A 26,289-nucleotide genomic window follows, 5' to 3' on the forward strand; every position below is an offset into this window, starting at 1 on the left:
CGTGTCTCCGCTCTATCCCGGCAACGATCCCGAGGCCGGCACCCTCACCGCCGATGAGGTCGCCGACCGCGCCGGCGTGCCCTTCGACCAGGCCAAGCGACTGTGGCGCGCCCTCGGCTTCCCCGAGGTCGGCGGCGAGGCGATCTTCGGCAGCAACGACGTCGAGGCGCTCCGTCGGCTCCAGGGAAGCCTCGGCGGCACCCTCGATCTCGATCTGGTGGTCAACCTGACGCGCGGGCTCGGGCAGACCATGGCGCGCCTCTCGGACTGGGAGATCGCAGCGCTCGTGCACCAGGCCGAGACCCGTCAGGGCGAGGAGGGTGCGGCCGGTGGTGGCGTGGGCGCGCTGGAGTCGGCGACCAAGGTGATGGTCGACTTCAACGAGACCTTCGAGGAGCTGATGCTCTACGTGTGGCGTCGTCACATGGGGGCCGCGGTGGCCCGCCTCGAGGCGGCCTCGTCGGGCGAGCTCGGCACCACCCAGCTCTCGGTCGGGTTCGCCGACATCGTGCAGTTCACCGCCCTGTCGAACACGCTGACCGAGCAGAAGATCGGTGATCTGGTCGAGCTCTTCGAGTCCCGCTGCGCCGACGTGGTCGCGGTCAACCGCGGCCGGATCATCAAGTCGCTGGGAGACTCGGTCCTCTTCGTCAACGACGACCCCATCCGGGCCTACGACACGGCCGAGGGGATCATCAACGTGATCGGACGCGACGCCCGGATGCCTGACGTGCGGGTCGGGCTGGCCACCGGCTCCGTCGTGGCCCGCCTCGGCGACGTCTACGGGCCGCCGGTCAACATGGCCGCGCGCCTGACCGCGGTCGCGCGCAAGAATCGCATCATCATCGACGAGGCCACCGCGGCGCTGCTGCCCGACGACCAGTTCGAGACCCGTCGTCTCCCGGCTAGACCAGTGCGTGGTTTCGGCATCGTCGAGCCGCTCACCGTACGGCGAAACTGAGATAACGTTTTACCTTCGCCTGACCTGCGACGACCTTGACGGCTGTCAGGATTCTCTCAGTAAATGTGGCACGAAAGTGCCATGGGCAAGAAATGGCCAGCCTCTTGGTGACGGGCTTTACGTTTCGTACGGTGACTCCGTGATCAATGTTCAGGACGTTCGTCTAGACCCCGTCGATCGTCGCGCGTGGCGCGGCGACCAAGAGATCACGTTCTCCCGCAAGGAGTTCGATCTCGTCCACGCCCTCGCCGCCCGCGCCGGTGACATCGTCACCCGCGACGAGCTGATGCGCGACGTGTGGCATGCCAACTTCTGGACGTCCTCGAAGACGATCGACGTCCACCTGGGCTGGGTCCGCCGCAAGCTCGGCGACGACACCCGTCGCCCGCACCTCATCACCACGATCCGGGGCAAGGGTCTGCGCTTCGAGACCCAGTGAGCGCGGCGGGTTTCCGGGTTTCGGCGCCGTCGGCTGGCCTCGATACGCTTCGCCCGTGCCGGAATTCGCTCCCACCCTCGCCATCATCGGAGGCGGCCAGCTCGCCCGCATGATGGCGCAGCCCGCGATCGCGCTTGGTCTCCCGCTGCGGCTCCTCGCCGAGGCCGAGGGCGTCTCCGCGGCCCAGGTGATCCCCGACCAGATCGTCGGTGACTACACGGACCTCGACACGCTGCGTGCGATCACCGCAGGGTGCGCGGCCGTCACCTTCGACCACGAGCACGTCCCGACCGAGCACCTCCACGCGCTTGAGGCGGCCGGCGTGGCCGTCCGTCCCGGCCCCGAGGCGCTGGTCTACGCACAGGACAAGGGCCTGATGCGCGAGCGCCTCGGCGCGATGGGCGTCCCGTGCCCGCGCAACGCGATCGTCGCGACCGTCGCCGACGTCGAGGAGTTCGGCTTCCCGTGCGTGCTGAAGACGACGCGCGGCGGCTACGACGGCAAGGGCGTCTGGGTCGTCCGCTCCGCTGACGACGCCGCCGAGCCGTTCGAGGTCGCCGCCGGCGCCGGGGTGCGGATCCTGGCCGAGGAGCTCGTCGACTTCCGCCGCGAGCTCTCGGCGATCGTGGCCCGCTCGCCCTCGGGCCAGGCGGCCGCGTACCCGGTCGTCCAGACCACCCAGCTCGACGGCATCTGCCACGAGGTGATCGCCCCGGCGCCCGACCTGTCGGACGCGCTCGCGGGCCAGGCGCAGGAGCTCGCGCTCAAGGTCGCCGGTGAGCTCGGCGTCACCGGTGTCCTGGCCGTCGAGCTCTTCGAGACGGTCGACGGACGCATCCTGGTGAACGAGCTCGCGATGCGCCCGCACAACACCGGTCACTGGACCCAGGACGGCGCGGTCACCTCGCAGTTCGAGAACCACCTGCGTGCCGTGATGGACCTCCCGCTCGGCTCACCGGCCCCGCGTCAGCGCTGGTCGGTGATGGTCAACATCCTGGGCGGCCCGGCCTCGAACGTGGGACGCCTGTACGACGGCTTCCCGCACGCGATGGCCCGCGACCCGCACCTGCGGGTGCATCTGTACGGCAAGGAGCTGCGCCCGGGCCGCAAGGTCGGGCACGTCAACACGTACGGCGAGGACCTCGACGACTGCCTCGAGCGCGCGCGGCATGCCGCCGCGTGGTTCCGTGGCGACCTGGGCAACGAGAGCGAGTGAGCATGAGTGCACGTGTAGGCATCGTGATGGGGTCGGACTCCGACTGGCCGACGATGAAGGCGGCCGCGGAGTTCCTCGAGGAGTTCGGCGTCGCGTACGAGGCCGACGTGGTCTCGGCGCACCGGATGCCGATCGAGATGATCGAGTACGGCCAGAAGGCGCACGAGCGCGGGCTGTCGGTGATCATCGCCGGTGCCGGCGGCGCGGCCCACCTGCCCGGCATGCTGGCCGCGGTCACCCCGCTGCCGGTCATCGGTGTGCCGGTGCCGCTGAAGTACCTCGACGGCATGGACTCGCTGCTCTCGATCGTGCAGATGCCGGCCGGCATCCCGGTCGCCACCGTTGCGATCGGCAACGCGAAGAACGCCGGCATCCTCGCCGCGCGGATCATCGCGACCTCGGACGCGGCGCTGCAGGCGAAGCTGGTCGACTACCAGGAGTCGCTCTCCGCGATGGCGCGGGAGAAGGGCAAGGTCGTCCGCGGGGCGAGCTGAGCGCGACGATCAGCCGCGCCGGCCCCACTCGATCGCGGGGCAGGTGTCCATCACCATCGTCACGCCCGCGGCGGTGGTCCGCTCGTACGCGTCCTCGTCGATGACGCCGAGCTGGAACCACACGCCCCTTGCGCCGATCGCCACGGCCTCGTCGGCGAACTGTCCGGCCGCCTCGGAGCGGCGGAAGACGTCGACGACGTCGATGGGGAACGGCACGTCGGCCAGCGTCGCGTAGGCCTTCTCGCCGAGAACGGTCAGCTCCCCGGAGGCGGCGTCCGGGTGGATCGGCACGATCCGCTTGCCGTGGTCCTGCAGCAGCTGGGCGATGCCGTACGCCGTCCGCACCGGATCACCCGAGAGACCGACCACGGCCCAGGTCTCCGTCTGGTCAAGAAGTAAAGCGATGTCGCGCGAATCGGCCCATCGACTCATCCGGATCTCCTCACGATCACGACGGCATTGCAACTCCAGCCGGTGCCCATCATCCCGTACGACATTCCCGTTTTGTCGGCGCCGTGTCCGTCCATTGCGGCATCATCTGGCCGTGACCCACGACACTCCGGCACCCGAAGTCGCGCTGCCCACCCGCCGTACCCTCATCAAGGGAGCAGCCGTCGGGGCGGGCGCCCTCGCGGTCCTCACGGGCCCTCTCCGGTTCTTCGACGAGACGGCCGCTGCGGCGCCGGCCGTCTCCGGCGACGTCTTCGGCTACGGCGTCGCCAGCGGCGATCCGACTGCCACGACCCTCATCATCTGGACCCGTGTGGCGCCGTCGATCGATGCGACTCCGGGCAGCGGCCAGGGCGCCGCCACCCCGGTGAGCTGGCAGGTGGCCACCGACGCCGCCTTCAAGAAGATCGTCAAGCAGGGCACGTACACGACCAGCCCGGACAGCGACCACACCGTGAAGGTCGACGTCACTGGGCTGGCGCCGTACACGCGATACTTCTACCGCTTCTCGGCTGCCGGCCAGACCAGCGTCGTAGGCCGCGCCCAGACCGCGCCCGACGTCGCAGGCAAGGTGCACGCGCTGCGCTTCGCCCTCGTGAGCTGCAGCAACTTCACCGGCGGTTACTTCACCGCGTACCGCCAGATCGCCAAGCGCACCGACCTCGACTTCGTGTTGCACGTGGGTGACTACATCTACGAGTACGCGAACGCCCCCAGCGACGGCCCCGACGGCCGGTACGGCCCGGCCGAGCTGATCGGCAAGCGCGACGTGTTGCCGGAGAACACCTTGCTCTCGCTGAAGGACTACCGACTGCGACACGCGCTGCACAAGGCCGACCCGGACGCCCAGGCCGCCCACCAGGCGATGCCGTGGATCACGATCTTCGACGACCACGAGGTTGCCAACAACTCGTGGGAGGGCGGGGCGGAGAACCAGCCGGCCGGCACCACCCGGGAGGAGTTCCTGGCACGCCGTAACGCCGCCTACCAGGCGTACCTCGAGTGGATGCCGTTCCGCCTGCCGGAGCAGGCCGCCGACGCGGACGGCACGACGTTCTACAAGAAGTTCACCTTCGGTGCGCTTGGCGACCTCTCGATCCTCGAGACCCGCCAGCACCGCGCCAAGCCGACCGACTCGGACGTCGCGGCGGCACCGACGAACGCTGGCGGCTTCATCCCGGCCGGTCTGAAGGGCCTCACCGACCGGTCGGACGCCGAGATGGCCGACCCGTCGCGCCATCTGCCCGACCCGACCCAGATGCAGTGGCTCAAGGGCAACATCGCCAGCCCCGGCCACTGGCACCTGCTCGGTAACCAGGTCATCATCACCCCGGTCCGCTTCCCGGCGAGTGCGATGGCGCCGTCGCTCATCGAGAGCGGTGGCGGGCCGCTCCCGAACGACACGCTGCTGGCCAACTCCGACCAGTGGGACGGCTACCAGGCCGACCAGGCCGACCTGATCGCGCACATGGCCAAGCAGCCCGTCAGCAACGGCGACGTGGTGGTCCTGACCGGTGACATCCACTCCTCGTGGGTGACCGAGATCCCGGCCAGCGGGTTCGTGAACGGCAAGACCGACTACAAGTCCGCGGGTGTCGAGTTCGTCACGCCCTCGGTGACCAGCGACGGCTTCTTCGAGCAGGTCCTGCCGGCCGTGCTGAAGAAGATTCCGACCGCCAAGCCCGAGCTCGGTGTCACCATGACGAAGTCGATCATCTCCAACGCCCAGAAGATCAATCCATGGGTGCGCTACCTCGACGGCATCGCGCACGGTTTCACCATCATCGACGTCACTCCGAGGCGGGTGCAGGCGGACTTCTTCCACACCCCGAACCCAACGACCGCGCTGCCGGACCCGCGGACCGACCCCACCGTCGTGCCGGTCTACACGACCAGCTGGCAGACCCTCAACGGCTCGAAGAAGGTCACACCCGTACCCGCGGCCGTCGGTGCCCGCTCCGATTCGCCGGCGGGCACTCCGATGCCGCCGGCCAAGCCGAATGTCGCGCTCCAGGCCGCTCAGGCCAAGCTGGGCCGTGATGTCCAGGCTCTCAACGACGCCCGGAAGGCGCTGCATCACGCCAAGGGAATGAAGAAGCGGGCGAGGCTCAAGAAGAAGATCAAGGCACTGAAGAAGAAGGTCGCCGCCGACCGGCAGGCCGTCGCTGCAGCGCGGTGACACCCCGCCTTTGCTTTCTTGTGCGTTGCGCTCCGTCGACGGCCTTCGCACGGTAACGTGCCGATCGATGTGGTCAACGCCACAACTTCACGTACTCTTCAGTACGCACCTGTCTAGCGGTGCGTGTGCCTGGGAGGGCGCACGCGATCAGGAGGGAAAACCCCAATGTCTTTCACCAAGAAGTTCGTCGCCTTCGGTGCGGCCGCGGCTCTGTCCGCCACCGGCTTCGTTGCGGCCACCGGCACGTCGGCCAATGCGGCGGACGTCACCAAGTCCGTGACCTACAACTGCAACCTGTCGAGCCTCGGCCAGGGCACGCAGCCCGTCACCGCGGTCTACACCGTTCCGGCGCTGCCGTCCTCGGTCGCTGCTGGCTCGACGGTTCCGGCGAAGACGGTCACCGCCAAGATCACGCTGCCGCAGCCCGTCACCCAGCTGATCGCGATCGGCTTCGGCGGCAAGATCGATGGCACCACCTCGGGTAACTTCACCGTCGGTGGGCAGAACGTCGCGTCGATGCTGACCATCCCGAGCCAGAGCATCGGTGACGGCTCGGCCGCCGCGGAGGTCAACGCCTCCGGCACGCTCAACGCCTTCAAGGTCAGCACCGCGGGCGCCCAGGCTGTGAAGCTCCCGGCGACCCTCAGCGCCAGCTTCCAGAACAACGCTGTCACGGTTCCCTGCGTTGCGAAGAGCGGGAGCGACCTGTCGCTGGGCTCGGTCAACGTGACGAAGGCTGGTGACTCCCCGGCCCTGGTCGCCGCGAAGAAGCAGCTCGCCAAGGACAAGGCCGCCCTCGCGAAGGCCAAGAAGGCCCTCAAGAAGGCCAAGGGTCACAAGAAGGTCGTCCTGAAGAAGAAGGTCGCCAAGCTCGTCAAGAAGGTCAAGGCCGACCAGGCCAAGATCAAGAGCCTTTCCTGACCCCAGCATCATCTGATTCACCGCCGAGGCGCGGCACCCGTTGGGGTGCCGCGCCTCGCGCATGCGCGGGGTATGGCAGGATGGTCCTGTGGCAGCACGCATCATCATTCGCTAGCGCGCCGTGCCCCAGGGATGGGGACTCCTCCTCAGGAGACACGGTGCGCCAACCTCTCGTACGCGGGAGGTTTTTTTGTTGCCACAAACCACCAGGACCGAAGAGACAAGAAGTGACCACGATGGATCTCCAGGGCTCGTTCCACGTCTACGACACCACCCTGCGCGACGGCGCGCAGCAGGAGGGACTCAACCTCTCCGTGGGGGACAAGCTGGCGATCGCGCGTCAGCTGGACGCGTTCGGGGTCGGGTTCATCGAGGGCGGGTGGCCGGGCGCCAACCCCAAGGACACCGAGTTCTTCAAGCGCGCGCAGACCGAGCTCGACCTGCGTCACGCCAAGCTGGCTGCCTTCGGCTCGACCCGCAAGGCGGGCATCAAGGCCGCCGACGACCCGATGGTCGCGGCCCTTCGTGACTCCGGCGCCTCGGTCGTGACGCTGGTGGCCAAGAGCCACGACCGCCACGTCGAGCTCGCCCTGCGGACCACGCTCGAGGAGAACCTCGCGATGGTCCGCGACACCGTGTCCCACCTGACCGCCGAGGGCCAGCGCGTCTTCCTCGACGCCGAGCACTTCTTCGACGGTTACCGCGCCAACCGCGCGTACGCCCTCGAGGTGCTGCGCGCCGCCTTCGAGGCGGGCGCCGAGGTCGCGGCCCTGTGCGACACCAACGGCGGCATGCTGCCGACCTGGCTCACCGACGTGGTCACCGACGTCATCGACACCACCGGCGTACGCGTCGGTATCCACTGTCACAACGACACCGGCTGCGCGGTCGCCAACACCCTCGCCGCCGTCGACGCGGGCGCGACCCACGTCCAAGGCACGATCAACGGCTACGGCGAGCGCACCGGCAACGCCGACCTCATCGCGGTCGTGGCCAACCTGCAGCTCAAGCTCGACCGCCAGGTCCTGCCCGAGGGCCTCCTGGCCGAGGCCACCCGTACGGCCCACGCGATCGCCGAGGTGACCAACTTCCCGCCCGCGACCCGCCAGCCGTACGTGGGCGCCAGCGCCTTCACCCACAAAGCCGGCCTGCACGCCTCCGCGATCAAGGTCGACCCCGACCTCTACCAGCACATGGACCCCGCCGGCGTCGGCAACGACATGCGCCTGCTGGTCTCCGACATGGCCGGACGCGCGAGCATCGAGCTCAAGGGCAAGGAGCTCGGCTACGACCTCACCGACCGCGAGCTGGTCACCCGCGTCACCGACCGGGTCAAGGAGCGCGAGGCCGCGGGCTACACGTTCGAGGCTGCCGACGCGTCCTTCGAGCTGCTCCTCATCGAGGAGGTCGACGGCAAGCGCCCGTCGTACTTCGACCTCGAGTCGTGGCGCGTCATCTCCCAGGACGACGGCTCCACCGAGGCCACCGTCAAGCTGCACGCCGGCGGCGACCGCTACGTCGTCACCCGTGAGGGCAACGGTCCGGTCAACGCCCTCGACCAGGCGCTGCGCGCCGCGATCGTGCAGGCGTTCCCGGTGGTGGAGAAGTTCGAGCTGATCGACTACAAGGTGCGTCTCTTCGACGACGGCCACGGCACCGACGCCAAGACCCGCGTCCTCATCGAGACCTCCGACGGCGTCACCTCCTGGGTCACCGTCGGCGTCGGCGAGAACGTCATCGAGGCCTCCTGGGAGGCGCTCGTCGACGGCCTCACCTTCGGCCTGTGGCGTGCGGCGACGGGTCTCACGCAGGCCTGACGCCGGTCGCCACGGCGTCCATGCCGGGAGCGCGTTCGCGTCGCCGTGTGAACCCGTTCCGCTCGTAGAAGGCGGCGCGCCCGCTGGCGGCGAAGAGCTGGACGTCCTCCACTCCTCGGGCGCGCGCCTCGCCGACCAGACGCCCGAGGATCTGCGCGCCGACCCCGTGGCCGCGGGATCCTTCGCGCACGATGAGCTCGGTCACGAACGCATGGAGTACCCCGTCGCTGATGAGCCGCCCCATCCCTGTCAGGAGGCCATCGGGGTCGCGTGCGGTGCAGAAGAGCCAGGTGCTCGCGAGAGCTGACTCGAAGTCAGCCAGCGATCGGTCACCCCAGCCGGTCTCGTCGTACAGGGTCTTGAACTCGGCGGCGCTCGGAGGGGTGAGGGACAGCTGCACCCGGCGGATCCTAGTGCGAGGCGTGACACCGCCCGCCCGACAGCGCCTCACAGCGTGGTGATCAGGCCTCCGTCGATCACGAAGTCGCTCCCGGTGATGTTCGCCGCGCGGCTGCTGGCGAGGAAGAGCACCAGATCGGCGATCTCGGCGGGATAGGTGAAGCGACCCGTCGCTGCCTGGGCCTCCTGCTGGCGGATCACGTCCTCGGCCGCGGTCCGGCTCGCGCCCCCGACGGTCGCGGCGACGCCGCCGCTGCCCAGCCAGAGGTCGGTGCGGACCGGTCCCGGGCTGATCGTGTTCACCCGGATCCGCGGACCCAGCTCCTTCGACAGCGACTTGCACAGGTTCGTCAGCGCGCCCTTGGCGGCGCTGTAGTCGATGACGCCCGGATCCGGCAGGAAGGCGTTGACCGAGCTGATCGTGACGATGGTCGCCCCGGGCCGCTCCGACAGGTGCGGGATCGCGTGGCGCATGGTCCGCGCCGCTGCCAGGAAGTTGATGCTGAGCGTCCACTCCCAGTCCTCGTCGGTGATGGCGTTGAAGCCCTGCAGCCGCGGACGCACGGCCCCGACGTTGTTGACCAGGATGTCGATGCCGCCGTGCTCGACGGCCCTGGCGATCAGCTCGCCCGGCCCGGCCGGCACGGAGAGATCGACCAGGACGGGCCGTACGTCAGCCGTGCTCGCGAGATCGTCGAGCTCCTGGCTGCCCTCGCGGGCCCCGGCGGTGATCGAGGCGCCTTCGGCGGCCAGCGCCCGTACGATCGCCAGCCCGATGCCCTTGCTGGCGCCCGTGACGACCGCACGCTTGCCCTGCAGCTCGAGATCCATGGTCACAGCCCCTGCTTCTGGAGCCAGCCCAGGCTCGCCTCGGCGACGTCGCCCCAGCCGTGATCGATGACCAGGGAGTGGGCACGGTCGGCGAACTCGAGGAGGTCGGTGACGGCCGCGCTGTGTCGGTACTGCTTCAACGTCGCCTTCGTCACCGCCTCGGGCACGGTGTTGTCCTGGCCGCCCATGATGAGCAGCAGCGGACCCCTGCCCCCGTTGTCCGTGGCCACCTTGGCGGGGGAGTGCGGGTTGAAGTTCGCGGCGGCGGCCTCGAACAGCGGCTTGCCCGGAGCCGGGATGGCCCAGCGCTCGTACAGCTCATCGGACTCCTCCGGCGTGATCGCGTTGCCGAAGGCGAAGCGGAACTGCTCGGCCGTCAAAGAGACGGCGCGGTGCTTGTTGGCGGGGTTCTTGAAGACCGGCAGCGTCGCCTTGAGCGCGGAGAGCGGGAGAGGGAGGACACCCTTGATCTGGGCCGCGTCGATGGCGATCGCGGCGGCCGCCAGATCCTCGCCGAGCAGTCGCTGCGCGATCATCCCGCCGAAGGAGTGGCCGACGAGGATCGGTCTGGTCGGAAGCGTGGCGATGATGTCGGCGTAGTGCGCCACCACGTCGTCGATGCCGTGATCGGCGATCGCCTCGGGATGGGCACGCGCCTCGAGGACGGTGTCCGGGTCTCCGGGCCAGCCCGGGGCGGAGGCGTCGTACCCCGCCGCGGTGAAGCGATCGACCCAGGCGTCCCACGACCGCGCGTGCAGCCAGAGACCGTGGATGAACAGGACGGGTGTGTGCTCGGACATCTGAGATCCTTCGCTCAAGGGGTAGACCGATCGATCTACCTACCTGGTGGCTAACGTAGAACCATGGGCGACGTCCTGACAAGAGACCCGGAGGTTCCGAAGCGGACCTCGGCGGCGCGTGAGCGCATCCTCGCCACCGCCGACCGGCTCTTCTACGACGAAGGCGTCCAGGCCGTCGGCATCCAGCGGATCATCGCCGAGGCAGGGGTCACCCGCGTGACCCTCTACCGCCACTTCCCGTCGAAGGACGACCTCGTCGCGGCCTACCTGGAGCGGCGCTCGGCCTACGACCACGCCCAGATCGACGGCATCATCGAGAGTCATCGTGACGATCCTCGTGGCGCGCTCAGCGAGCTCGCCACCGCGCTCACGCGTGACGACTTCGGCTCCCTGCGCCGCGGCTGCCCGTTCATCAACGCGTCGGCGGAGTTCACCGGCTCGCACGTTGCTCGGGTGATGGCGCGCGAGATCCGCAGCTGGGTCACCGAGCAGATCGCCGGGCTGCTGCGCGCTCTCGACCATGCCGACCCGAGGGGGACGGCCGAGCAGCTGATGATGGTCCGTACCGGCGCCGTCGTCTCAGGGTCGCTCGACGCCAACGACCATCTCAGCGAGGACTTCGTGCGCTGCTGGGAGCGGCTGATCGACGCAGGCCTGCCGGCCGCGCCGCGTTAGACCGCCCGCTCAGGCCAGGCGCAGCTGCAGCCAGCGACGCGGGTCGATCGCGGTCGTGTAGCCGCCGCCGTGCGGGCGCACCTCGAAGTGCAGGTGGCAGCCGTCGGGCGCGCCCGAGTCGGACGCGCGAGCGATCAGCTGGCCGCGACGGACGTGGTCGCCGGGCTTCACGTAGACCGTCCGGGTGTGCGCGATGAGCACGTCGTAGCGCACCCCGGCGGTCCTGATCCGGATCCGGAACGGGTTCACGCCGTACGCGGCTCCGGGCGTCCCCGGCGCGGAGCGGGCGAGCACCGTCCCGCGGTGTCCGGCGCGCAGGATCGTGCCGCAGGGCATCGCGACGTCGATGCCGTGGTGGAAGCCCTGCCTGCCCGGGCATGCCGGGCTGTGGTCGTACCAGGGGGATCCGTTGCAGCCGAAGCCGATCATGATCTGGTGCTGGCCCCCGAACCACGGCGAGCGGTACCAGTGGTGGTCGGAGGTGTAGAACTGCCAGCGCGGATCGGGGTGCTTCTCCACGTGGGCGTGCGCCGCCACGGGTACGAGGAGCGGCAGCACGGCGAGCAGCGAGACGATCAGGCGACGCAGAAGCATGCAGCCGACCTTAACTCCGCTGAGCCGCGATACGTTGGCGAACGTGACCGAGCTGCATGACCTCACAGCATTGGAGCAGGGCGAGCTGATCCGGCGGTGCGAGGTCTCGCCGGCCGAGCTCGCGGAGCACTACCTGGCGCGGATCGCACGCCTCGACGCCGAGGCCGCCGAGCCGCTGGGCGCGTTCATCACCGTCACCGCGGAGCAGGCCGTCGCCCGGGCGCACCAGTTGGCGATCCGGCCGCCCGGCGCCAGTCCGCTGTGGGGCGTCCCGACGGCGATCAAGGACCTCAACCAGACCGCGGGCATCCGCACGACGTTCGGCTCGGCCGTCTACGCCGACTTCGTGCCCACGATCTCCGACCACGTCGTGGAGGCGATCGAGGCCGCCGGAATGGTGAGCCTCGGCAAGACCAACACGCCCGAGTTCGGCTCGCCCTGCTACACCGAGCCCGACGTCGCGCCTCCCGCGGTGACTCCGTGGGACCGGCGCCGTACGGCCGGCGGATCGAGCGGGGGCGCGGGCGCGGCGGTCGCTGCGGGCCTCGTCCCGCTCGCCCAGGGCTCGGATGGCGGTGGCTCGATCCGCATCCCCGCCTCGGCGTGCGGGCTGGTCGGTCTGAAGCCGACCCGCGGCCGGATCTCCGGCGGGCCGGTCTACGGCGACCCGGTCGGCCTGGCCACGGCCGGTCCGATCGCGCGTACGGTCCGCGACGCGGCTGCCTTCCTCGACGTGATGGCGCTGCCCGATCCGTCGCGCAGCGAGACCTTCCTCGATGCGTGCGACCGCCCGCTCGGGCAGCTGCGGATCGCGCGCTTCCTGGACCCGGTGATCACGCAGACCGCCGTCGACCCGGAGTGCGTCGCGGCCTACGAGCGGGCCTCGCGGCTGCTCGAGGACCTCGGCCACGTCGTGGAGGACGTGCCCAAGCCGCTCCCGGCCGAGGCGGTGGCGACGTTCGAGACGTGCTGGGCTGTCCTGACCGCGCTGTCGGTGACCCGGCTCGCTCCCGAGCAGCGACGGCTGATCCGACCGCTCACCCGATGGCTCGCGGAGTGGGGGGAGCAGATCAGCGGGCCGGAGTTCGGGCTCGCGATCGGCGCGATGCGCCGCTTCGCCGCTGGCGCGCTCGACGCGCTCCAGCCGTACGACGCCGTGCTCACGCCCACGCTGGCCGGCCTGCCGCCCTTGGTCGGAGCGATGCGTGACGACGCCGATCCGCGGGCCGACTTCGAGGCGCAGAAGCGGCTCACGCCGTGGACGAGCGCCTGGAACGTCACCGGCATGCCCGCGATCTCGCTGCCGCTGCACCACGCGGCCGGCGACGTGCCGGTCGGGGTCATGCTCGCCGCGCGGCCGGGCGAGGAGCAGACGCTGCTCGCCCTCAGCGCCCAGATCGAGGCGGCGGCGCCCTGGGCCGATCGACACCCGCCGCTCTGGTGACGCCCCGCAGGCTCAGCCGGTGAGCCGCTCGGGCCCCAGCGGCCGCCCTGAGGCAGGACAGGACGTGGATCAGGCGCGCACGATGCGGTCGCGCCCCTGGGCCTTGGCCTCGTAGAGCGCGCGGTCGGCGCGCTGCAGCTGGGTGTTCAGCGGCGCGCGGGGATCGACCTGGACGAGCCCGATGCTCACGGTCGGGATCCGGCCGTCGGGCAATGCAGCGGTGAGGTGCAGCTCGACACTCATCGTGTCGAGCAGCCGCTCGGCGTGCTCGAAGTCGGCGGCCGGGAAGAGCAGGCCGAACTCCTCGCCGCCGAGGCGTCCGCACAGCGCCCGCGGGCCGAGGGCCGTACGCGCCGACCATCCAAACGCCCGCAGCACCTCGTCGCCGACCGCGTGCCCGAGGTCGTCGTTGATCCGCTTGAAGTGGTCGAGGTCGGCCATCGCCAGCATCACGACCTCGCCGCTGTGCGCCATCTGGGGCAGCATGTCCGCGGCCTGGTCGCGGAACTCCTCGGGGCGCATCAGGCCGGTCAGCCGGTCGTAGACAGCCCGCTGGTGGAGATCGTCGAGCTGCTGCACCGTGCTGAGCGAGGACATGCTGAACGAGACCACGACCAGCTGCACGAGCAGCAGCAGCGTCGTGGGGGCGGTGTCGAACCAGCGCTCGAACACGGTGCTGTGCGGCCCGGCAACGACGAAGACCACCGTCCGCGTGCCGTAGAAGACGGTCAGGATCGCCGAGATCGTGCCGAGCGCCCGGACCAGGATGATCGGTGTCGGCAGGCGACGGGGCCCCAGCTCGGGAGCGGCGGCACGGTGGAGAGACCAGGTGGTGGCCGCCAGGACGCCGGTCATCAGCGCCAGGAAGACCGCGCCACCGCTCCACCGGTCGTGGGCGGGGTCGCCGAGCAGGCCCGCGACGATGGCGATCACCGGGGCGATCGTCAGTCGGCGCCACGGGATCGGCGGAGCGGTGAGGGAGCGGGCTGCGCACCAGGCGGCCTCGGCGCCGAGCACGCCGAATCCGTTGCCGAGCGGGTTGGCGATGACCTCGAGACCGGTGCCGTTGGCGAGGTAGCAGATCGTGGCGGCGCCGAAGAAGAGCAGGGAGAGCGTCCACCAGCCCGAGAACGGGGCCCGGGTCGTCCGGTAGGCGCCGAAGTAGAACAGGACGAGCAGGACGCAGGCGACCACGGTGAACGCGATCCGGAGCGTCGTGATGTCCATTTGCTGCCGAGCCTAATCAGTCGCCGACGCCGCGGGCGTGGAGGGCGGCCCCTGTGTCATGGGCGCGGGCGACCACCCGGATCACGAACGGTGTCAGCCGCGCCCGCGGGTCGCGCTCGAGGCCGCGTGCCTGGGCCGCGCGGCGGGTCTCCTCGGCGAGCTCGAGCGTGGCCGGGATCGCTCGGATGGTCAGCGCGAAGGTGAGGGCGACCCGGTCGGCGTCGAGGCCGACGCGTCGCAGCGGTCGCAGGCCGGCGGTGATCGCCTCGAGCAGGTCGTCGACCCGGGTGGTGACGGTCAGGACGGTCGCCAACAGGGCCAGCGCGAGGATGTCGCCGACCGTCTCGACAGCCCGCGGCCAGCCACTCTGCCAGGCCTGCCATGCGAAGAGCAGCGCCACCATGATCAGCAGCCCCCGCAGCGAGCGCAGGACGGTGCCCAGGAACGAGGTCGGCCCGGTGCTCCAGATCAGCAGGACGATGGCGACGGCGAGCGCCGCCATCGAGGCGAGCGGGCCTCGGACGACCAGCGTCGCGATCCCGATGGCGAAGAGCGCGACCAGCTTGGTGCCCGCGGGGAGCCGGTGCATCCAGGTCGTGCCCGGCCGGTAGTCGCCGATCATGCGGTGGCCCGGTAGTGCTCGACCACCTCGGCGGCCGGGCCGTCCGCGACCACGCGACCCCCGTCGACCAAGAGGGCACGCTCGCAGCGGGCTGCCAGCTCGAGGTCGTGGGTGACCAGGATCAGGCGCTGGCGCAGGCCGAGCAGCAGGTCCCCGATCATCCGGGCGTTGCGCAGGTCGAGCAGGGTGGTCGGCTCGTCGGCGACCAGGATGTCGGGCTCGATCGCCAGCACACCGGCCATCGCGACCAGCTGGCGCTGGCCGCCGGAGAGAGCGTGGACGCTGCGCTCGGCGAGGTCCTCGAGGCCGTACGTGCGTAGGACGGCGCGCGCCGCCTCGTCACGCTCCGCGCGGTGCTTGTGCGTGCGGCGCAAGGAGAGCGCGATGTCCTCCAGCACGGTCGGCATGACCAGCTGCGCCGCCGGGTCGGTGAAGGTGAAGCCGACTCTGCGGCGCACGGCCCGGCCCTCGGTCCTCGGGTCGAGCCCGTCCACGCTCACCCGGCCGGAGGTCGCGGTCGCCAGGCCGTTGACGAGGCGCGCGAGGGTCGACTTGCCGGCGCCGTTGGGGCCGATCAGCGCGATGCGCTGCTCGGTCAGCTCGACGGAGGTCGTGTCGAGGATGAGCAGGTCACCGTCGGCGACGGGGACGCGGACCGTGACCTGCTCGAGCCGGATGGTGCGCTCGCTCACGCGTCGACGGTGTCCTGCGCGGGAGCGCCGAGCGTGGGCCGGCCGCTGCGGAGCAGACCGGGGAACGCGCGGTGGACGGCGGCCGCGACGAGAGCAACCGCGACCGCCTTGAGGGAGTCGCCGAGCCAGAACACCTTGTCGATGTTCCAGGAGTCACGCCACGACAGGTCGGCGCGCAGATGCAGGCCGACGACGCCGGCGGCGTGGTTGAGCGCGACGCCGATCATGGCGGCCACGAAGATCAGGGGCGCGCCGGTGACCAGCGAGCGCCGCGGCGCGAGCACGCCGGCGGCGCCGACCAGGAGGCCGACCAGCCCGGCCACGAAGGGGAACGAGATCAGGTAGCCACCGCTGGGGCCGGTGAAGGTAGCCATCCCGGAGCTGCCGCCGGCGAAGATCGGCAGGCCGGCGGCCCCGAGCACCAGGTAGAGCAGGACGGCGAGGAAGCCGCGGCGCGCGCCGAGGACCGCGCCGGAGAGCAGGACGCCGAAGGTCTGCAGCGTGATCGGCACCGGGCCGGCGACCTCGATCGCGGGCAGCAGGGCGCACGCCGTGACCAGGGCCGCGAAGGCCGCGATCAGCGCGAGGTCGGTGGTGTTCGACGCGCGACGGGTCGTGATCGCGGACGGGGCCATGGGGGGTCTCCTGACACTAGCTGAACGGTGTTCAGGTTAGGGTGATACCGCGAGGTAGGCAAAAGGGACGAGCGAACAGATGGGGAGGGGCACGTGCGGTACCGCCGGGAGGAGATCGTCGTGAAGGCGGTCGACGCGCTCGACACGTACGGGTTGGCCGATCTGACCATGCGCCGCCTCGGCACCGAGCTGGGCGTCCAGCCCTCCGCTCTCTACCACCACTTCGCGAACAAGCAGACCCTGCTGGCGGCGATGGCCGACGAGATCCTCGTTGGGGCCGTCTGGCCGCGTGAGGGGGACTGGATGGACCGGGCCGGCGCGATCTGTCTGGTCCTGCGCGACCAGCTGCTGGCCTACCGTGACGGTGCCGAGCTGGTCGCCACGGTGCACGCCTTCGGCCTCGGCGCCGGATTGCCGGTCGAGCTGCTGACGTCGGCGTTGGAGGAGGGCGGCATCGGCGCGCTGGGCCCGACGGCGGTCCGCACGCTGCTGCACTTCGTCTACGGCCACGCGGTCGACGAGCAGACCCACCTGCAGGCGGCCGCGGCCGGAGCGATCGAGGACGACCCGCGCGACGGCGACGACTTCGCCACCGGGCTGGGCATCGTGATCGCCGGCATCCAGGTCATGCGGGCCGTCGCGCCGACCGCGTAGAAGCTACTGCCACCAGTGCGGGGAGGCGGTGGCGAAGGTCTCGCGGTCGAGAGTGCCGGCGCCCTCCGGGATGACGGCGAGGAGCGGTACGCCGGTGTGCGCCGGCAGGTCGTCGCGATTGCACGACTCGGCCAGGCCCGGCGCGCTCGGCCAGGCGCCGAGGACAAGACCGGCGGGCTCGATGCCGCGGGCGCGGAGCGCTGCGACGGTGAGCTCGGTGTGGTTGAGCGTGCCCAGGCCGGCGGCGCAGACGAGGACGACCTCGGCCCCGGTCTCAGCGGCGATGTCGAGCAACGTGCCGCCCTCGGTGTCGAGGCGGACGAGCAGACCACCGGCGCCCTCGACGATGACCCGGTCGTGGGTCGCGGCCAGCCGGGCGATCCGCTCCGCATAGTCACGCACCGGCGGGATCGCGACCCCAGCCCGCCGGGCGGCCGTGTCCGGTGCGAGCGGCTCGGGCAGCGTGGTCCACTCCTGCACCTCGGCGCCCGTCAGGCGGGCGGTCTCGCGCGCATCGGAGTCCCCGTCCATGGTCCCCGTCTGACACGGCTTCACCACGACGATCCGCTCGCCGGCGGCGAGCGCTCGGGCGGCCAGGGCGGCGGTGGCGATCGTCTTGCCGACGCCCGTGTTCGTGCCGGTGACGACGGTGATGGCACCGGTCATCGCGCGGCGCCCTTGGTGATCTCGAGCAGGACCTGGGTGGCGCGCGCCCAGTCGTCGTCGCCGACGCCCGCGCTGCAGGTGACCCGTAGCCGCGACATGCCGTCGGGCACCGACGGCGGGCGGAAGCACCCGACCCGTACGCCCTGCTCGGCGCAGGCGGCCGCGGCCTCGACCGCGGCCTGCGGCGACGGCATCGGCACCGAGAGCACGGCGCCGTCGGGGGCGGGTACGCCGAGCAGGCCTGCGAGCTCGTCGACGCGGCGGCGGATCAGCGCAGGCAGCTCGGGATGGGCCTCGATGAGCTGGGTCGCGGCGAGCGCCGCGGCGGCGGCGGCAGGTGCGAGGCCGGTGTCGAAGATGAAGGGTCGGGCACGGTTGACCAGGTGCTCGATGAGCGCGGGGGAGCCGAGCACGGCGCCTCCTTGGCTGCCCAGTGCCTTGGACAGGGTCGCCGCGACGACGACGTGCTCCTGGCCGGCGAGCCCGAGCCGGGCCACCAGGCCGGGGCCGTGCACCCCGAGGCCGTGCGCCTCGTCGACGACCAGCAGAGCGCCGTACTCCTCGCACGCCGCCGCGAGCTCCCGGAGAGGTGCGGCGTCACCGAGGACGGAGTAGATCGACTCGGCCAGCACGAGGGTGCGCGGCGCCGATGGCTGGGATGTGAGCGCGGCGAGCCTCGACGTCACGGCCTCCACGTCGTTGTGCGGCACCACCTCGATCACCGCCCGCGAGAGCCGCGTGGCGTCGATCAACGAGGCGTGCACGTGGGCGTCCGAGATGACTCGGGTGTCGCGGTCCGCAAGTGCCGTGACCACGCCGAGGTTGGCGTGATAGCCGGTGGAGAAGACCAGCGCGGCGGGCTGCCGCATCAGCCGGGCGAGGGCGAGCTCGAGCTCGGCGTGCAGCGCCAGCGTGCCGGTGACCAGGCGGGACGCGCCCGCACCGCCACCCCACTCCTCGGCCGCGGCCGCGGCTGCGCCACGTACCGCCGGGTGCCGCGCGAAGCCGAGGTAGTCGTTGCCGGCCAGGTCGATCACGGTGTCCTGGCTGGCGCGCGGGCGCAGCGTCCGGGTCAGGCCGGCGGCCTCACGCGCGGCCGCCTGGGCGGTCAGCCACTCACTCCATGACGAGGTCATCCGACCGCCACCGCCTTCGCTATGGCGCCGGTGATGGTCTCGATGTCCTCGCGCGCGCACAGGTACGGCGGCATCGAGTAGATGAGGTCGCGGAAGGGCCGCAGCCACACGCCCGCCTCGAGTGCGGCCTCGGTCGCTCGGGTCACGTCGACAGGGTGGTCGAGCTGCACCACGCCGACGGCGCCGAGGACCCGTACGCCCGCCACGCCGGCGGCGCCGCGCAACGGCTCCAGCCCCGACGACAGCCCCGCGCCGATCCGCTCGACGTCGCTCTCCCAGTCGCGCCTCTCGACCAGGTCGATGCTCGCCGATGCGACCGCGCACGCGAGCGGGTTGCCCATGAAGGTCGGCCCGTGCATCAGCACCCCGGCCTCGGAGGCGGCGATGCCGCGTGCGATCCGGTCCGTGGTGAGCACGGCGGCCAGCGTCAGGTAGCCGCCGGTCAGTGCCTTGCCGACGCAGAGGATGTCGGGAGTGACCAGCTCGGAGACGAAGAGATGTCCGGTGCGCCCGAACCCGGTCGCGATCTCGTCGAAGATCAGCACCAGGCCCAGGTCGTCGGCGACCTCGCGCAGCACGGCGAGACACCGCGGGTCGTACGGCCACATGCCACCCGCGCCCTGGAGCAGCGGCTCGACGATGATGCCGGCGAGCTCGGTGCGGTTGCGGTCGGCCAGGTCGCGGACCCGATCCCCCCAGGAGGCGAGCCCGGCGTCGTCACCGGGTGCCGGCGGCCGCGGCGCGAAGACGTGGTGGGGGAGCAGGCCGGCCCACATCGCGTGCATCCCGCCCTCGGGGTCGGTGACCGACATCGGCTGGAACGTGTCCCCGTGGTAGCCGCCGTGCAGCGCCAGGAAGCGGCGGGCGTCGTCACGCCCCGCCCCCAGCTGGAACTGCAGAGCCATCTTCATCGCCACCTCGACCGACACCGAGCCGGAGTCGGCAAGGAAGACCTTCTCCAGGCCCTCGGGCGTGATCTCGACCAGCCGCTGCGCGAGCTCGATCGCCGGGGCGTGGGTGAGGCCGCCGAACATCACGTGCGACATCTGCTTGGTCTGGCGCGCGATCGCGGCGTCCAGGTCCGGCACGCGGTAGCCGTGGATCGCCGCCCACCACGACGACATCGCGTCGATGACCTCGCCGTACCCCTCGACATCGAGGCATGCGCCGGCGGCGCTCCGGACGAGACGCACCGGCGTGGGCGCGGTCATCGAGGTGTACGGGTGCCAGAGGTGCTCGCGGTCGTACGCGAGCAGCTCGGCAGCGGGGTCCGGTGCGGTCATCGGCTCACGCGTTGGCGGGGACGGCGGTGCCGGCGCCCCGCTTGCGCGGCACCGGCTTCGCCTCCGCGATGGAACAGCCGCCGCAGCCGTCGCCACACCCGGTGCCGGCCGACGAGCCGCACGGGGTGGTCGCGGCTCCGTGCGCGTGGGCGTGCTGCGTCGAGGCGGCGGCCGCCGATGCGATCAGCTCGTCGAAGGCATCGTCGTCCATGCCAAGGATCGAGAAGCCGTTGTCGCGCAGCATCTCCAGGTCGGCGCGGGCGTCCTGGCCCTCGGAGGTGAGGTAGTCGCCCAGGAAGATCGAGTTGGCGACGTGCAGTGCGGTGGCCTGCATCGAGCGCAGGTGCATCTCCCGCCCGCCGGCGATGCGGATCTCCTTGTCGGGTGCGACGAAGCGCGCCATCGCCAGGATCTTCACGCAGCGCGTGGGGGAGAGCTCCCAGGTGTTCTCGTACGGGGTGCCGTCGAAGGGCATCAGGAAGTTGACCGGGATCGACTCGGACCCGAGCGCCTTGAGCGCGAAGAGGGCCTCGACCAGCTGCTCGTCGGTCTCGCCGAGTCCCGCGATGAGACCGGAGCAAGGGGAGAGCCCGGCCGACTTGGCCTTGCCGATCGTGTCGACGCGGTCCTCGTACGTGTGGGTCTGGACGATGTTGTCGTGGTTGGACTCGGCGGTGTTGATGTTGTGGTTGTACGCGTCCACGCCGGCCGCCTTGAGCCGCTCGGCCTGGCCGTCCTTCAGCAGCCCGAGGCAGGCGCAGATCTCCGCGCCCTCGTACTCGTCCTTGATCGCCTCGGTCATCTCGACGACCTTGTCGATGTCGCGATCGGACGGCCCGCGGCCCGAGGAGACCATGCAGACGCGGGTGGCGCCGCCCTTGAGGCCGACTCCGGCCTGCTTGAGCGTCTCGTCCTTGGAGAGGTAGGAGTACTTGAGGATCGGCGCCTCGGAGCCGCGCGCCTGGCTGCAGTAGTTGCAGTTCTCCGGGCACAGGCCGGACTTAAGGTTGACGAGGTAGTTCACCTTGACGGTGTTGCCGAAGTGCTGGCGCCGAAGCCGCCCGGCCGCGGCGACCAGGCCCATCAGCTCGAAGTCCTCGGCCTGGAGGACTTCGAGGGCGTCGGCCTCGGTCGCGCTTCCGCCGGCGAGGATGCGCTCGGCGAGGGCGTTGAAGTCGGTCATGTCGGCTCCTACCTGAACGGTGTTCATGTTGCTGAACGGTGTTCAGGTTAGGCCGCTTTGCCGTGTGTGTCGACTACGACCTCGGACGTTCCGACGAGGGCGCGCCCGCGCCTGTAGCCTGCCGCGAGTGAAACCACGCCTCTTCGTCGAGCAGAAGCTGACCGCCGTCGTCAACAAGTACCGCGTCTATGGCGCCGTGGACGGTGAGCGGGCCCAGATGGTCGCCTTCGCGCAGCAGAAGCGCTTCAAGTTCAAGGAGAAGCTGAGCTTCTACCCCGACGAGTCGAAGGCGGCGCTCGCCTTCACGATGCGCGCCGAGAAGGTTCTCGACGTACACGGGCGCTACTTCGTGGAGGACGCGCAGGGCACTCCGCTCGGCGCCCTGCGCAAGTCGTTCCGCAAATCGCTGCTGGCCAGCAGCTGGGAGATCCTCGACGCCGAGGGCGCCGTGGTCCTCGGCGTCACGGAGAGCAACCGGACGCTGGCCGCGCTGCGCCGCTACGCCGGCTTCATCCCGTTCGTCGGCGATCTCTTCGAGCTGTTCCTGGTGTTCTTCCGCTACCACTTCGACTTCATCGATGCCTCCGGCGCCAAGGTCGGGAAGTACGTGAAGACGACGCTCTTCCGCGACCACTACACGCTCCTGCTGACCGACGAGGCGGCGGAGGCCGTCGACGTACGGGTGCTCACGGCGATGTGTGTCGGGCTGGATGCCCTCCAGTCACGCTGACAGGTCGGGGCGTCAGCCCCGGCCGAGCGTGGCGAGGGCGTCGCCGTCGACGCGGTTGACGGTCCACTCGTCCATCGCGATCGCGCCGAGCGATCGGTAGAACCCGATCGCCGGGTCGTTCCAGTCGAGGACCGACCACTCCAGGCGGGCGTAGCCGTGGGTGAGGCACTCCTCGGCCAAGGCCTGCAGCAGGGCGCGGCCGAGCCCGGAGCCGCGCTCGCCCGGTGAGACGTAGAGGTCCTCGAGGTAGATCCCGTGCTCGCCGCGCCAGGTGGAGAAGCTGAGGAACCACAGCGCGATCCCGACGACGCGTCCCTCGTCGTCGAGGGCGACGTGGCCGAAGAGCTTCGGACTCTCGCCGAACAGCGCGCGGGTGAGCTGCTCCTGGGTGAGGAGGCATGACTCCGGCTCCTTCTCGTACTCCGCGAGCTCGTGGACGAGGGCGACGGCGGCGGGGACGTCGGCGGGCTGGATGCGGCGGATGCGCGAGTCGGGCATGGGGGTGATTCTGCCGAATCGGCTACGGAGCGGTGGCGAGGAGGCGCTCGCACTCCTCGATGAGCCGCTCCCGGACGGGTGCGCCGCGCTCGGCGAAGGCGCGCTGTTGGCGCGCGTACTCCTGCTTGCCCTCGGGCGTCTCGATCCGGACCGGCGTCCACTCCTCGCCGGTGGGGTCGAGACGCACGCCGGTCATGTCGTACGGCGCGGCGCGCATGTCGAGGATGCGGATGTCCCAGGCGAGCTCGAAGGCGTCGGCGATCAGGTCGCTGGGGATGAGTCCGGCCAGGCGGGTGGCGACCTTGCCGTAGAGGTCCATCCCGCCGTGCAGGCAGGCGGGCTGCTCGAACTCCGCGCGGTCCCCGGAGCCGGGGCGGAGCGTGTTCAGCTCCCGGGCGTCGGCGGTGAAGAAGCGGTACGCGTCGAAGTGCGAGCAGGCGATCCGGTGCGTCTCGACGACCTCGTCGGTCGCGGTGCCGCCGAGGCGCAGGGGCTGCGGGTGCCGGTTCTCGTCCGAGCGATAGACCATCGCCCACTCGTGCAGCCCGAAGCAGCCGAAGTTCCCGGTCCGTCCGGCGGTGGCGCGCAGCAGCCGCAGGAGCGTCGAGACCAGGACCCGCTTGCTCTCGGGCAGGATCTCGGCGCCGGGCGACCAGGCGAGCAGCTGCGCGGGCCGGAAGTTGTAGTACACGAAGAGGAAGTCGTGCACCGGGTGCTTGATCCCGGCCTCGCGACGCGCCAGATGCGGCGCCACGTACGGGCTCAGTCGGGCCCGGTGTGTCTCGGCACGCTCCTCGTGCGTCATCACCGCCTGCTCCACCGCGCCAGCGTAGATCGCTCGGCGGTCGTGGCAGGCATCCGCCAAGCGGACCACCGTCTTAAGTGCATTAAGTAGTGTGGTTTACTACGATTTGAAGGAAGGCGCCTGCCTCCACGACCCATTGCACGAGGAGTCCACCCATGTCGATCAAGTCCCTGCTGCTGCCTGCCGTGGCTCTCACCGTGGCCGCGGCGCTCGCCGGCTGCGGCACCTCCGCAACGACGGTGGCCAACGGAGCCGCGGGCTCGGGCGGCTCGGGCGGCAAGGCCTCGAGCATCGGGGTCGGGTACTTCCAGAGCGCCACACTCGGTCCTGAGGTCCTCGTCGCCGGCAATGACAGCCTGGCCCGGGAGATCGACGGCGCCTTCAAGCTGACGCCGATCGACTCGGGCGTCGCAGGCCTGGCCGAGCTGCGCGGTGGCGCCTTCCCGTTCGTCTCCGGGGTGGGCAACCCGCCGGTCGTCGGCTCGATCGCCCAGGGCACCGAGCTCAAGGTGATCTACGCCGAGTACTTCGACGCCGCTCAGCTCATCGTCGGGCCGGACATCACGAGCAACGACGAGCTCGCCGGCAAGACCATCGGTGACCTGCAGGGCTCCTCGGAGGACTTCGAGATCCGGGGCTGGCTCTCGAAGCAGGGCCTGACGGACAAGGTCAAGGTGGTCGGCTTCCCCAGCGAGGCCGCCGTCGCCGCGGCCTTCAAGGCCCACCGGATCGACGCGGGGTACGTCGAGATCGCCCAGGCGCTCGACCTCAAGAAGAACGCCCAGGGGCGCTCGGTCGTGACCGCAGAGGAGATCGCCAAGCTCGGCTTCCCCTCGCTCAACGTCCTGGCGGTGACCGACGAGTACGCCGCCGACCATCCCGACGTCGTCCAGCAGGTCGTCTGCCAGACGATGCGTGCCGAGACCCTCGCCGCAGGGTCTGACGCCGACACGTACATCAAGGCCGCCGCTGGGACCGTCGGCGCGACTCCGGAGGACGCGGCTGCTGCCACCAAGGTCATCCCGTGGGTCTCGGGCAAGGACGAGCTGTCCTGGTTCGACGGGCCCTCCGGTGACGTCAAGGACGGACAGATCGCCAAGGCCTACGCCTTGACCGCCCAGTTCCTCAAGGACCAGGGACGGGTCACCACGCTCCCGACCGCGGACCAGATCGCCTCCGCGCTCGACGACACCTACGTCAAGCAGGCCATCAAGGACGGATGCGACAAGTGACCGCCACGGCAGCACCCGACACCGGCACCACGGCCGCCGTTCGCATCGTCGGGGTGGAGAAGGCCTTCGCCGGCCGCCGCCGTGGCGCCGCCGCGCGGCGCGCTCTGGACGGGTTCGACCTCGAGGTGAGGGAGGGCGAGTTCCTCTGCCTGCTCGGTCCCTCCGGTTGCGGCAAGTCGACGCTCCTCAACCTCCTCGCGGGCTTCGAGACGCCCGATCGGGGCGAGGTCGTCGTCGCCGGCGACCGGGTGAGCGGTCCGGGACCCGACCGCGGTGTCCTGTTCCAGACGCCGATGCTCTTCCCGTGGCTGACGGTCCTCGACAACGTGCTGTACGGCCCCCGAGCCCGTCACGAGCTCACCACCGAGATCCGGGAGCGAGCGGTCGAGCTGCTCGAGACCGTCGGCCTCGGCAGCGCGATGCATGCCTACCCGCACGAGCTCTCCGGTGGCATGCGGCACCGCGCGGCGTTCGCCCGGGTGCTGATCAACAAGCCCAGGCTGCTGCTGATGGATGAGCCCTTCGGCGCGCTCGATGCCATCACCAGGCTCGCCATGCAGCGCTTCCTGCTCGAGCTGTGGGAGCGCGACCGGACCACGATCGTCTTCGTCACCCACGATGTGGAGGAGGCGGTCCTGCTCGGCGACCGGATCTGCGTGATGTCCGGCTCCCCGGGCCAGACCAGGGCCGTCTTCCCGGTCGATCTGCCGCGCCCGCGCGACGTCGCGCTCACCGACACCCTGGCGTTCGCCCATCTCAAGCGCCAGGTGCGCGAAGCACTGGAAGAAGGTCACCGGTGACGTCCTCTCCGACTTCTGCCCCCGCCAGGTCCGCGACCATGGCCGGGAGCGACGAACTCGGCCGCCCGCGCCAGCGGCCCTCAGCCGTCCGGCTCAGCCGGATCGGCTGGGGCCTGGGCGGCATCGTGCTGGTGCTCGCCGCCTGGGAGCTGTTCGCCCGGCTCAAGGGCGACCCGGTCCTGATGCCGACGGTGCCGGCCACCGCACGCACGTTCTGGGACTATCTGCGCACCCCGTACCCCGCGGCCGGCCACACCTTGTGGCAGCACGCCCTGGTCAGCCTCGCGCGGATCGGCGTGGGCTGGGGCGCGGGCGTTGTGATCGGCGTGGCGATCGGGGGTCTGATGGCCAGCGCGTCGGTCGTCCGCTACCTGATCGACCCGCTGATCGAGCTGAGCCGGCCCCTGCCTCCGCTCGCCTTCATCCCGCTCTTCATCATCTGGTTCGGCATCGGTGAGACGCCGAAGTTCGTGCTGATCCTGGTCGGCGTCGTCCCGGTCATGATCATCGCCACCGTCACCGCGCTCGACGCGGTGCCCAAGGAGCTGGTGCAGGCGAGCCGCAGTCTCGGCGCCTCACCGCTGTGGTCGCTGCTGACCGTCCGGCTGCGCAGCGCGCTGCCCGGCATCATCACCGGGGCCCGGCTGGCGATGGGCGGTGCCTGGACGAGCATCGTCGCCGTCGAGCTCATCGCCTCGACCAGCGGGCTCGGCTACCTGATCAACAACGCAGGGGTGAACCTCCAGACCTCGCTCGTGCTCAGCGGGATCGTCTCCATCTCGCTGCTGGGCATCGTGCTCGACAGCCTGCTGCGGCTCCTCCACCGCGGGATCGATCCCACTCGCCGCTGAGCCGCCGACAAGGAACACCCCTCCCGCTCACCGGTCCGAACGGTGCGGTTGTCGT

29 protein-coding genes are annotated in these 26,289 nt (G+C 70.6%); 14 read left to right on the forward strand and 15 right to left on the reverse strand.

Going from position 1 to position 26,289, the window contains the following annotated elements; translation table 11 throughout:
- Position 1: 1 nt before the first annotated feature.
- From KSO98_RS18935 to purE, 4 genes are all read left to right on the forward strand, one after another.
- The gene (locus KSO98_RS18935) at positions 2–961 is read left to right on the forward strand and encodes an adenylate/guanylate cyclase domain-containing protein (protein WP_225285874.1); all 960 of its coding nucleotides are present in this window, start codon (positions 2–4) and stop codon (positions 959–961) included.
- A 139-nt stretch (positions 962–1,100) separates the two neighbouring features.
- On the forward strand, positions 1,101–1,400 hold the full coding sequence (locus tag KSO98_RS12190) for a winged helix-turn-helix domain-containing protein (RefSeq protein WP_225285875.1): 300 nt from the start codon (positions 1,101–1,103) through the stop codon (positions 1,398–1,400).
- Between the two features lie 55 nt (positions 1,401–1,455).
- Complete coding sequence (locus tag KSO98_RS12195) at positions 1,456–2,616, forward strand: 5-(carboxyamino)imidazole ribonucleotide synthase (protein ID WP_225285876.1); 1,161 nt, start codon at positions 1,456–1,458, stop codon at positions 2,614–2,616.
- A 2-nt stretch (positions 2,617–2,618) separates the two neighbouring features.
- Positions 2,619–3,110, forward strand: coding sequence for a 5-(carboxyamino)imidazole ribonucleotide mutase (gene purE, locus KSO98_RS12200; RefSeq protein WP_225285877.1), 492 nt, complete (start codon positions 2,619–2,621; stop codon positions 3,108–3,110).
- Between the two features lie 9 nt (positions 3,111–3,119).
- Here purE and KSO98_RS12205 read toward each other — a convergent pair whose 3' ends face one another.
- Entirely contained in the window at positions 3,120–3,542 is a 423-nt protein-coding gene (locus KSO98_RS12205) for a CoA-binding protein (RefSeq protein WP_225285879.1), read from the reverse strand.
- A 112-nt stretch (positions 3,543–3,654) separates the two neighbouring features.
- Here KSO98_RS12205 and KSO98_RS12210 point away from each other — a divergent pair, with 112 nt between their 5' ends.
- The 3 genes from KSO98_RS12210 to cimA all read left to right on the forward strand — a co-directional run bounded on the left by KSO98_RS12210 (position 3,655) and on the right by cimA (position 8,477).
- Complete coding sequence (locus tag KSO98_RS12210) at positions 3,655–5,739, forward strand: alkaline phosphatase D family protein (RefSeq protein ID WP_225285880.1); 2,085 nt, start codon at positions 3,655–3,657, stop codon at positions 5,737–5,739.
- A 165-nt stretch (positions 5,740–5,904) separates the two neighbouring features.
- The gene (locus KSO98_RS12215; protein ID WP_225285881.1) at positions 5,905–6,660 is read left to right on the forward strand and encodes a DUF6801 domain-containing protein; all 756 of its coding nucleotides are present in this window, start codon (positions 5,905–5,907) and stop codon (positions 6,658–6,660) included.
- Positions 6,661–6,896: 236 nt separating this feature from the next.
- Positions 6,897–8,477, forward strand: a complete 1,581-nt coding sequence (gene cimA, locus KSO98_RS12220) for a citramalate synthase (protein ID WP_225285918.1) — start codon at positions 6,897–6,899, stop codon at positions 8,475–8,477.
- Here the strand turns inward: cimA and KSO98_RS12225 are convergent.
- From KSO98_RS12225 to KSO98_RS12235, 3 genes are read right to left on the reverse strand one after another with little or no spacing between them, the layout of a single operon-like run.
- Positions 8,464–8,877, reverse strand: coding sequence for a GNAT family N-acetyltransferase (locus KSO98_RS12225; protein ID WP_225285882.1), 414 nt, complete (start codon positions 8,875–8,877; stop codon positions 8,464–8,466). The genes cimA and KSO98_RS12225 overlap by 14 nt on opposite strands.
- A gap of 47 nt (positions 8,878–8,924) precedes the next feature.
- Entirely contained in the window at positions 8,925–9,707 is a 783-nt protein-coding gene (locus KSO98_RS12230; RefSeq protein WP_225285919.1) for an SDR family NAD(P)-dependent oxidoreductase, read from the reverse strand.
- 2 nt (positions 9,708–9,709) lie between these two features.
- A complete protein-coding gene (locus KSO98_RS12235) occupies positions 9,710–10,507 on the reverse strand; it encodes an alpha/beta hydrolase (RefSeq protein WP_225285883.1) in 798 nt (265 codons plus the stop codon).
- A 63-nt stretch (positions 10,508–10,570) separates the two neighbouring features.
- On the opposite strand from KSO98_RS12235, the gene KSO98_RS12240 reads away from it, so the two are divergent.
- The gene (locus KSO98_RS12240) at positions 10,571–11,182 is read left to right on the forward strand and encodes a TetR/AcrR family transcriptional regulator (RefSeq protein ID WP_225285884.1); all 612 of its coding nucleotides are present in this window, start codon (positions 10,571–10,573) and stop codon (positions 11,180–11,182) included.
- A gap of 9 nt (positions 11,183–11,191) precedes the next feature.
- On the opposite strand, the gene KSO98_RS12245 is transcribed toward KSO98_RS12240, so the two are convergent.
- The gene (locus KSO98_RS12245) at positions 11,192–11,776 is read right to left on the reverse strand and encodes a M23 family metallopeptidase (RefSeq protein ID WP_225285885.1); all 585 of its coding nucleotides are present in this window, start codon (positions 11,774–11,776) and stop codon (positions 11,192–11,194) included.
- 43 nt (positions 11,777–11,819) lie between these two features.
- Here KSO98_RS12245 and KSO98_RS12250 point away from each other — a divergent pair, with 43 nt between their 5' ends.
- Positions 11,820–13,220, forward strand: coding sequence for an amidase (locus tag KSO98_RS12250; RefSeq protein WP_225285886.1), 1,401 nt, complete (start codon positions 11,820–11,822; stop codon positions 13,218–13,220).
- Between the two features lie 69 nt (positions 13,221–13,289).
- Here the strand turns inward: KSO98_RS12250 and KSO98_RS12255 are convergent, their stop codons facing one another.
- The 4 genes from KSO98_RS12255 to KSO98_RS12270 are packed head-to-tail and all read right to left on the reverse strand — an operon-like array spanning position 13,290 to position 16,396.
- Positions 13,290–14,447: a GGDEF domain-containing protein gene (locus tag KSO98_RS12255; protein ID WP_225285887.1), complete on the reverse strand. Its 1,158-nt coding sequence runs from the start codon at positions 14,445–14,447 to the stop codon at positions 13,290–13,292.
- 16 nt (positions 14,448–14,463) lie between these two features.
- Complete coding sequence (locus KSO98_RS12260; protein ID WP_225285888.1) at positions 14,464–15,069, reverse strand: energy-coupling factor transporter transmembrane component T family protein; 606 nt, start codon at positions 15,067–15,069, stop codon at positions 14,464–14,466.
- Positions 15,066–15,761: an energy-coupling factor ABC transporter ATP-binding protein gene (locus KSO98_RS12265; RefSeq protein ID WP_225285889.1), complete on the reverse strand. Its 696-nt coding sequence runs from the start codon at positions 15,759–15,761 to the stop codon at positions 15,066–15,068. The genes KSO98_RS12260 and KSO98_RS12265 overlap by 4 nt, the downstream gene beginning before the upstream one ends.
- Positions 15,758–16,396, reverse strand: a complete 639-nt coding sequence (locus tag KSO98_RS12270; RefSeq protein ID WP_225285890.1) for a biotin transporter BioY — start codon at positions 16,394–16,396, stop codon at positions 15,758–15,760. The genes KSO98_RS12265 and KSO98_RS12270 overlap by 4 nt, the downstream gene beginning before the upstream one ends.
- A gap of 93 nt (positions 16,397–16,489) precedes the next feature.
- On the opposite strand from KSO98_RS12270, the gene KSO98_RS12275 reads away from it, so the two are divergent.
- Complete coding sequence (locus KSO98_RS12275) at positions 16,490–17,050, forward strand: TetR family transcriptional regulator (RefSeq protein WP_225285892.1); 561 nt, start codon at positions 16,490–16,492, stop codon at positions 17,048–17,050.
- A gap of 3 nt (positions 17,051–17,053) precedes the next feature.
- Here the strand turns inward: KSO98_RS12275 and bioD are convergent, their stop codons facing one another.
- Genes bioD through bioB form a run of 4 tightly spaced genes read right to left on the reverse strand, consistent with a single transcriptional unit; the run spans position 17,054 to position 21,318 of the window.
- Positions 17,054–17,716, reverse strand: coding sequence for a dethiobiotin synthase (gene bioD, locus KSO98_RS12280; protein ID WP_225285893.1), 663 nt, complete (start codon positions 17,714–17,716; stop codon positions 17,054–17,056).
- Positions 17,713–18,852, reverse strand: a complete 1,140-nt coding sequence (locus KSO98_RS12285; protein WP_225285894.1) for an 8-amino-7-oxononanoate synthase — start codon at positions 18,850–18,852, stop codon at positions 17,713–17,715. Before KSO98_RS12285 ends, bioD begins: the two co-directional genes overlap by 4 nt.
- Positions 18,849–20,135 (reverse strand): adenosylmethionine--8-amino-7-oxononanoate transaminase, encoded by a 1,287-nt coding sequence (locus tag KSO98_RS12290; RefSeq protein WP_225285895.1) that lies wholly within the window; start codon positions 20,133–20,135, stop codon positions 18,849–18,851. Before KSO98_RS12290 ends, KSO98_RS12285 begins: the two co-directional genes overlap by 4 nt.
- A 4-nt stretch (positions 20,136–20,139) precedes the next feature.
- Positions 20,140–21,318, reverse strand: a complete 1,179-nt coding sequence (gene bioB / locus KSO98_RS12295) for a biotin synthase BioB (protein ID WP_225285896.1) — start codon at positions 21,316–21,318, stop codon at positions 20,140–20,142.
- Between the two features lie 127 nt (positions 21,319–21,445).
- On the opposite strand from bioB, the gene KSO98_RS12300 reads away from it, so the two are divergent.
- Positions 21,446–22,048 carry an LURP-one-related family protein gene (locus KSO98_RS12300; protein WP_225285897.1) on the forward strand — a complete coding sequence of 201 codons (603 nt, stop codon included), beginning with the start codon at positions 21,446–21,448 and terminating at the stop codon, positions 22,046–22,048.
- A gap of 12 nt (positions 22,049–22,060) precedes the next feature.
- Here the strand turns inward: KSO98_RS12300 and KSO98_RS12305 are convergent, their stop codons facing one another.
- Complete coding sequence (locus tag KSO98_RS12305; protein ID WP_225285898.1) at positions 22,061–22,546, reverse strand: GNAT family N-acetyltransferase; 486 nt, start codon at positions 22,544–22,546, stop codon at positions 22,061–22,063.
- Between the two features lie 22 nt (positions 22,547–22,568).
- Positions 22,569–23,366: a 3-methyladenine DNA glycosylase gene (locus KSO98_RS12310; RefSeq protein WP_225285899.1), complete on the reverse strand. Its 798-nt coding sequence runs from the start codon at positions 23,364–23,366 to the stop codon at positions 22,569–22,571.
- Between the two features lie 140 nt (positions 23,367–23,506).
- Here KSO98_RS12310 and KSO98_RS12315 point away from each other — a divergent pair, with 140 nt between their 5' ends.
- Genes KSO98_RS12315 through KSO98_RS12325 form a run of 3 tightly spaced genes read left to right on the forward strand, consistent with a single transcriptional unit; the run spans position 23,507 to position 26,234 of the window.
- The gene (locus KSO98_RS12315) at positions 23,507–24,583 is read left to right on the forward strand and encodes an ABC transporter substrate-binding protein (protein WP_225285900.1); all 1,077 of its coding nucleotides are present in this window, start codon (positions 23,507–23,509) and stop codon (positions 24,581–24,583) included.
- Positions 24,580–25,383, forward strand: a complete 804-nt coding sequence (locus KSO98_RS12320; protein ID WP_225285901.1) for an ABC transporter ATP-binding protein — start codon at positions 24,580–24,582, stop codon at positions 25,381–25,383. Before KSO98_RS12315 ends, KSO98_RS12320 begins: the two co-directional genes overlap by 4 nt.
- Positions 25,384–25,421: 38 nt before the next feature.
- Positions 25,422–26,234, forward strand: coding sequence for an ABC transporter permease (locus KSO98_RS12325; RefSeq protein ID WP_225285903.1), 813 nt, complete (start codon positions 25,422–25,424; stop codon positions 26,232–26,234).
- The last annotated feature ends 55 nt before the right edge of the window (positions 26,235–26,289 follow it).

The sequence above is a fragment of the Nocardioides nematodiphilus genome, assembly GCF_020216525.1.
GTDB classification, from domain to species: Bacteria; Actinomycetota; Actinomycetes; order Propionibacteriales; family Nocardioidaceae; genus Nocardioides; species Nocardioides nematodiphilus.

Bases quoted from the DNA above. Each gene is read 5' to 3' on its own strand.
- purE (WP_225285877.1), top strand. From the start codon at position 2,619: ATGAGTGCACGTGTAGGCATCGTGATGGGGTCGGACTCCGACTGGCCG.
- KSO98_RS12205 (WP_225285879.1), bottom strand. From the start codon at position 3,542: ATGAGTCGATGGGCCGATTCGCGCGACATCGCTTTACTTCTTGACCAG.
- KSO98_RS12215 (WP_225285881.1), top strand. From the start codon at position 5,905: ATGTCTTTCACCAAGAAGTTCGTCGCCTTCGGTGCGGCCGCGGCTCTG.
- cimA (WP_225285918.1), top strand. From the start codon at position 6,897: ATGGATCTCCAGGGCTCGTTCCACGTCTACGACACCACCCTGCGCGAC.
- KSO98_RS12230 (WP_225285919.1), bottom strand. From the start codon at position 9,707: ATGGATCTCGAGCTGCAGGGCAAGCGTGCGGTCGTCACGGGCGCCAGC.
- KSO98_RS12235 (WP_225285883.1), bottom strand. From the start codon at position 10,507: ATGTCCGAGCACACACCCGTCCTGTTCATCCACGGTCTCTGGCTGCAC.
- KSO98_RS12240 (WP_225285884.1), top strand. From the start codon at position 10,571: ATGGGCGACGTCCTGACAAGAGACCCGGAGGTTCCGAAGCGGACCTCG.
- KSO98_RS12245 (WP_225285885.1), bottom strand. From the start codon at position 11,776: ATGCTTCTGCGTCGCCTGATCGTCTCGCTGCTCGCCGTGCTGCCGCTC.
- KSO98_RS12255 (WP_225285887.1), bottom strand. From the start codon at position 14,447: ATGGACATCACGACGCTCCGGATCGCGTTCACCGTGGTCGCCTGCGTC.
- KSO98_RS12260 (WP_225285888.1), bottom strand. From the start codon at position 15,069: ATGATCGGCGACTACCGGCCGGGCACGACCTGGATGCACCGGCTCCCC.
- KSO98_RS12270 (WP_225285890.1), bottom strand. From the start codon at position 16,396: ATGGCCCCGTCCGCGATCACGACCCGTCGCGCGTCGAACACCACCGAC.
- bioD (WP_225285893.1), bottom strand. From the start codon at position 17,716: ATGACCGGTGCCATCACCGTCGTCACCGGCACGAACACGGGCGTCGGC.
- KSO98_RS12285 (WP_225285894.1), bottom strand. From the start codon at position 18,852: ATGACCTCGTCATGGAGTGAGTGGCTGACCGCCCAGGCGGCCGCGCGT.
- KSO98_RS12290 (WP_225285895.1), bottom strand. From the start codon at position 20,135: ATGACCGCACCGGACCCCGCTGCCGAGCTGCTCGCGTACGACCGCGAG.
- bioB (WP_225285896.1), bottom strand. From the start codon at position 21,318: ATGACCGACTTCAACGCCCTCGCCGAGCGCATCCTCGCCGGCGGAAGC.
- KSO98_RS12305 (WP_225285898.1), bottom strand. From the start codon at position 22,546: ATGCCCGACTCGCGCATCCGCCGCATCCAGCCCGCCGACGTCCCCGCC.
- KSO98_RS12315 (WP_225285900.1), top strand. From the start codon at position 23,507: ATGTCGATCAAGTCCCTGCTGCTGCCTGCCGTGGCTCTCACCGTGGCC.
- KSO98_RS12325 (WP_225285903.1), top strand. From the start codon at position 25,422: ATGGCCGGGAGCGACGAACTCGGCCGCCCGCGCCAGCGGCCCTCAGCC.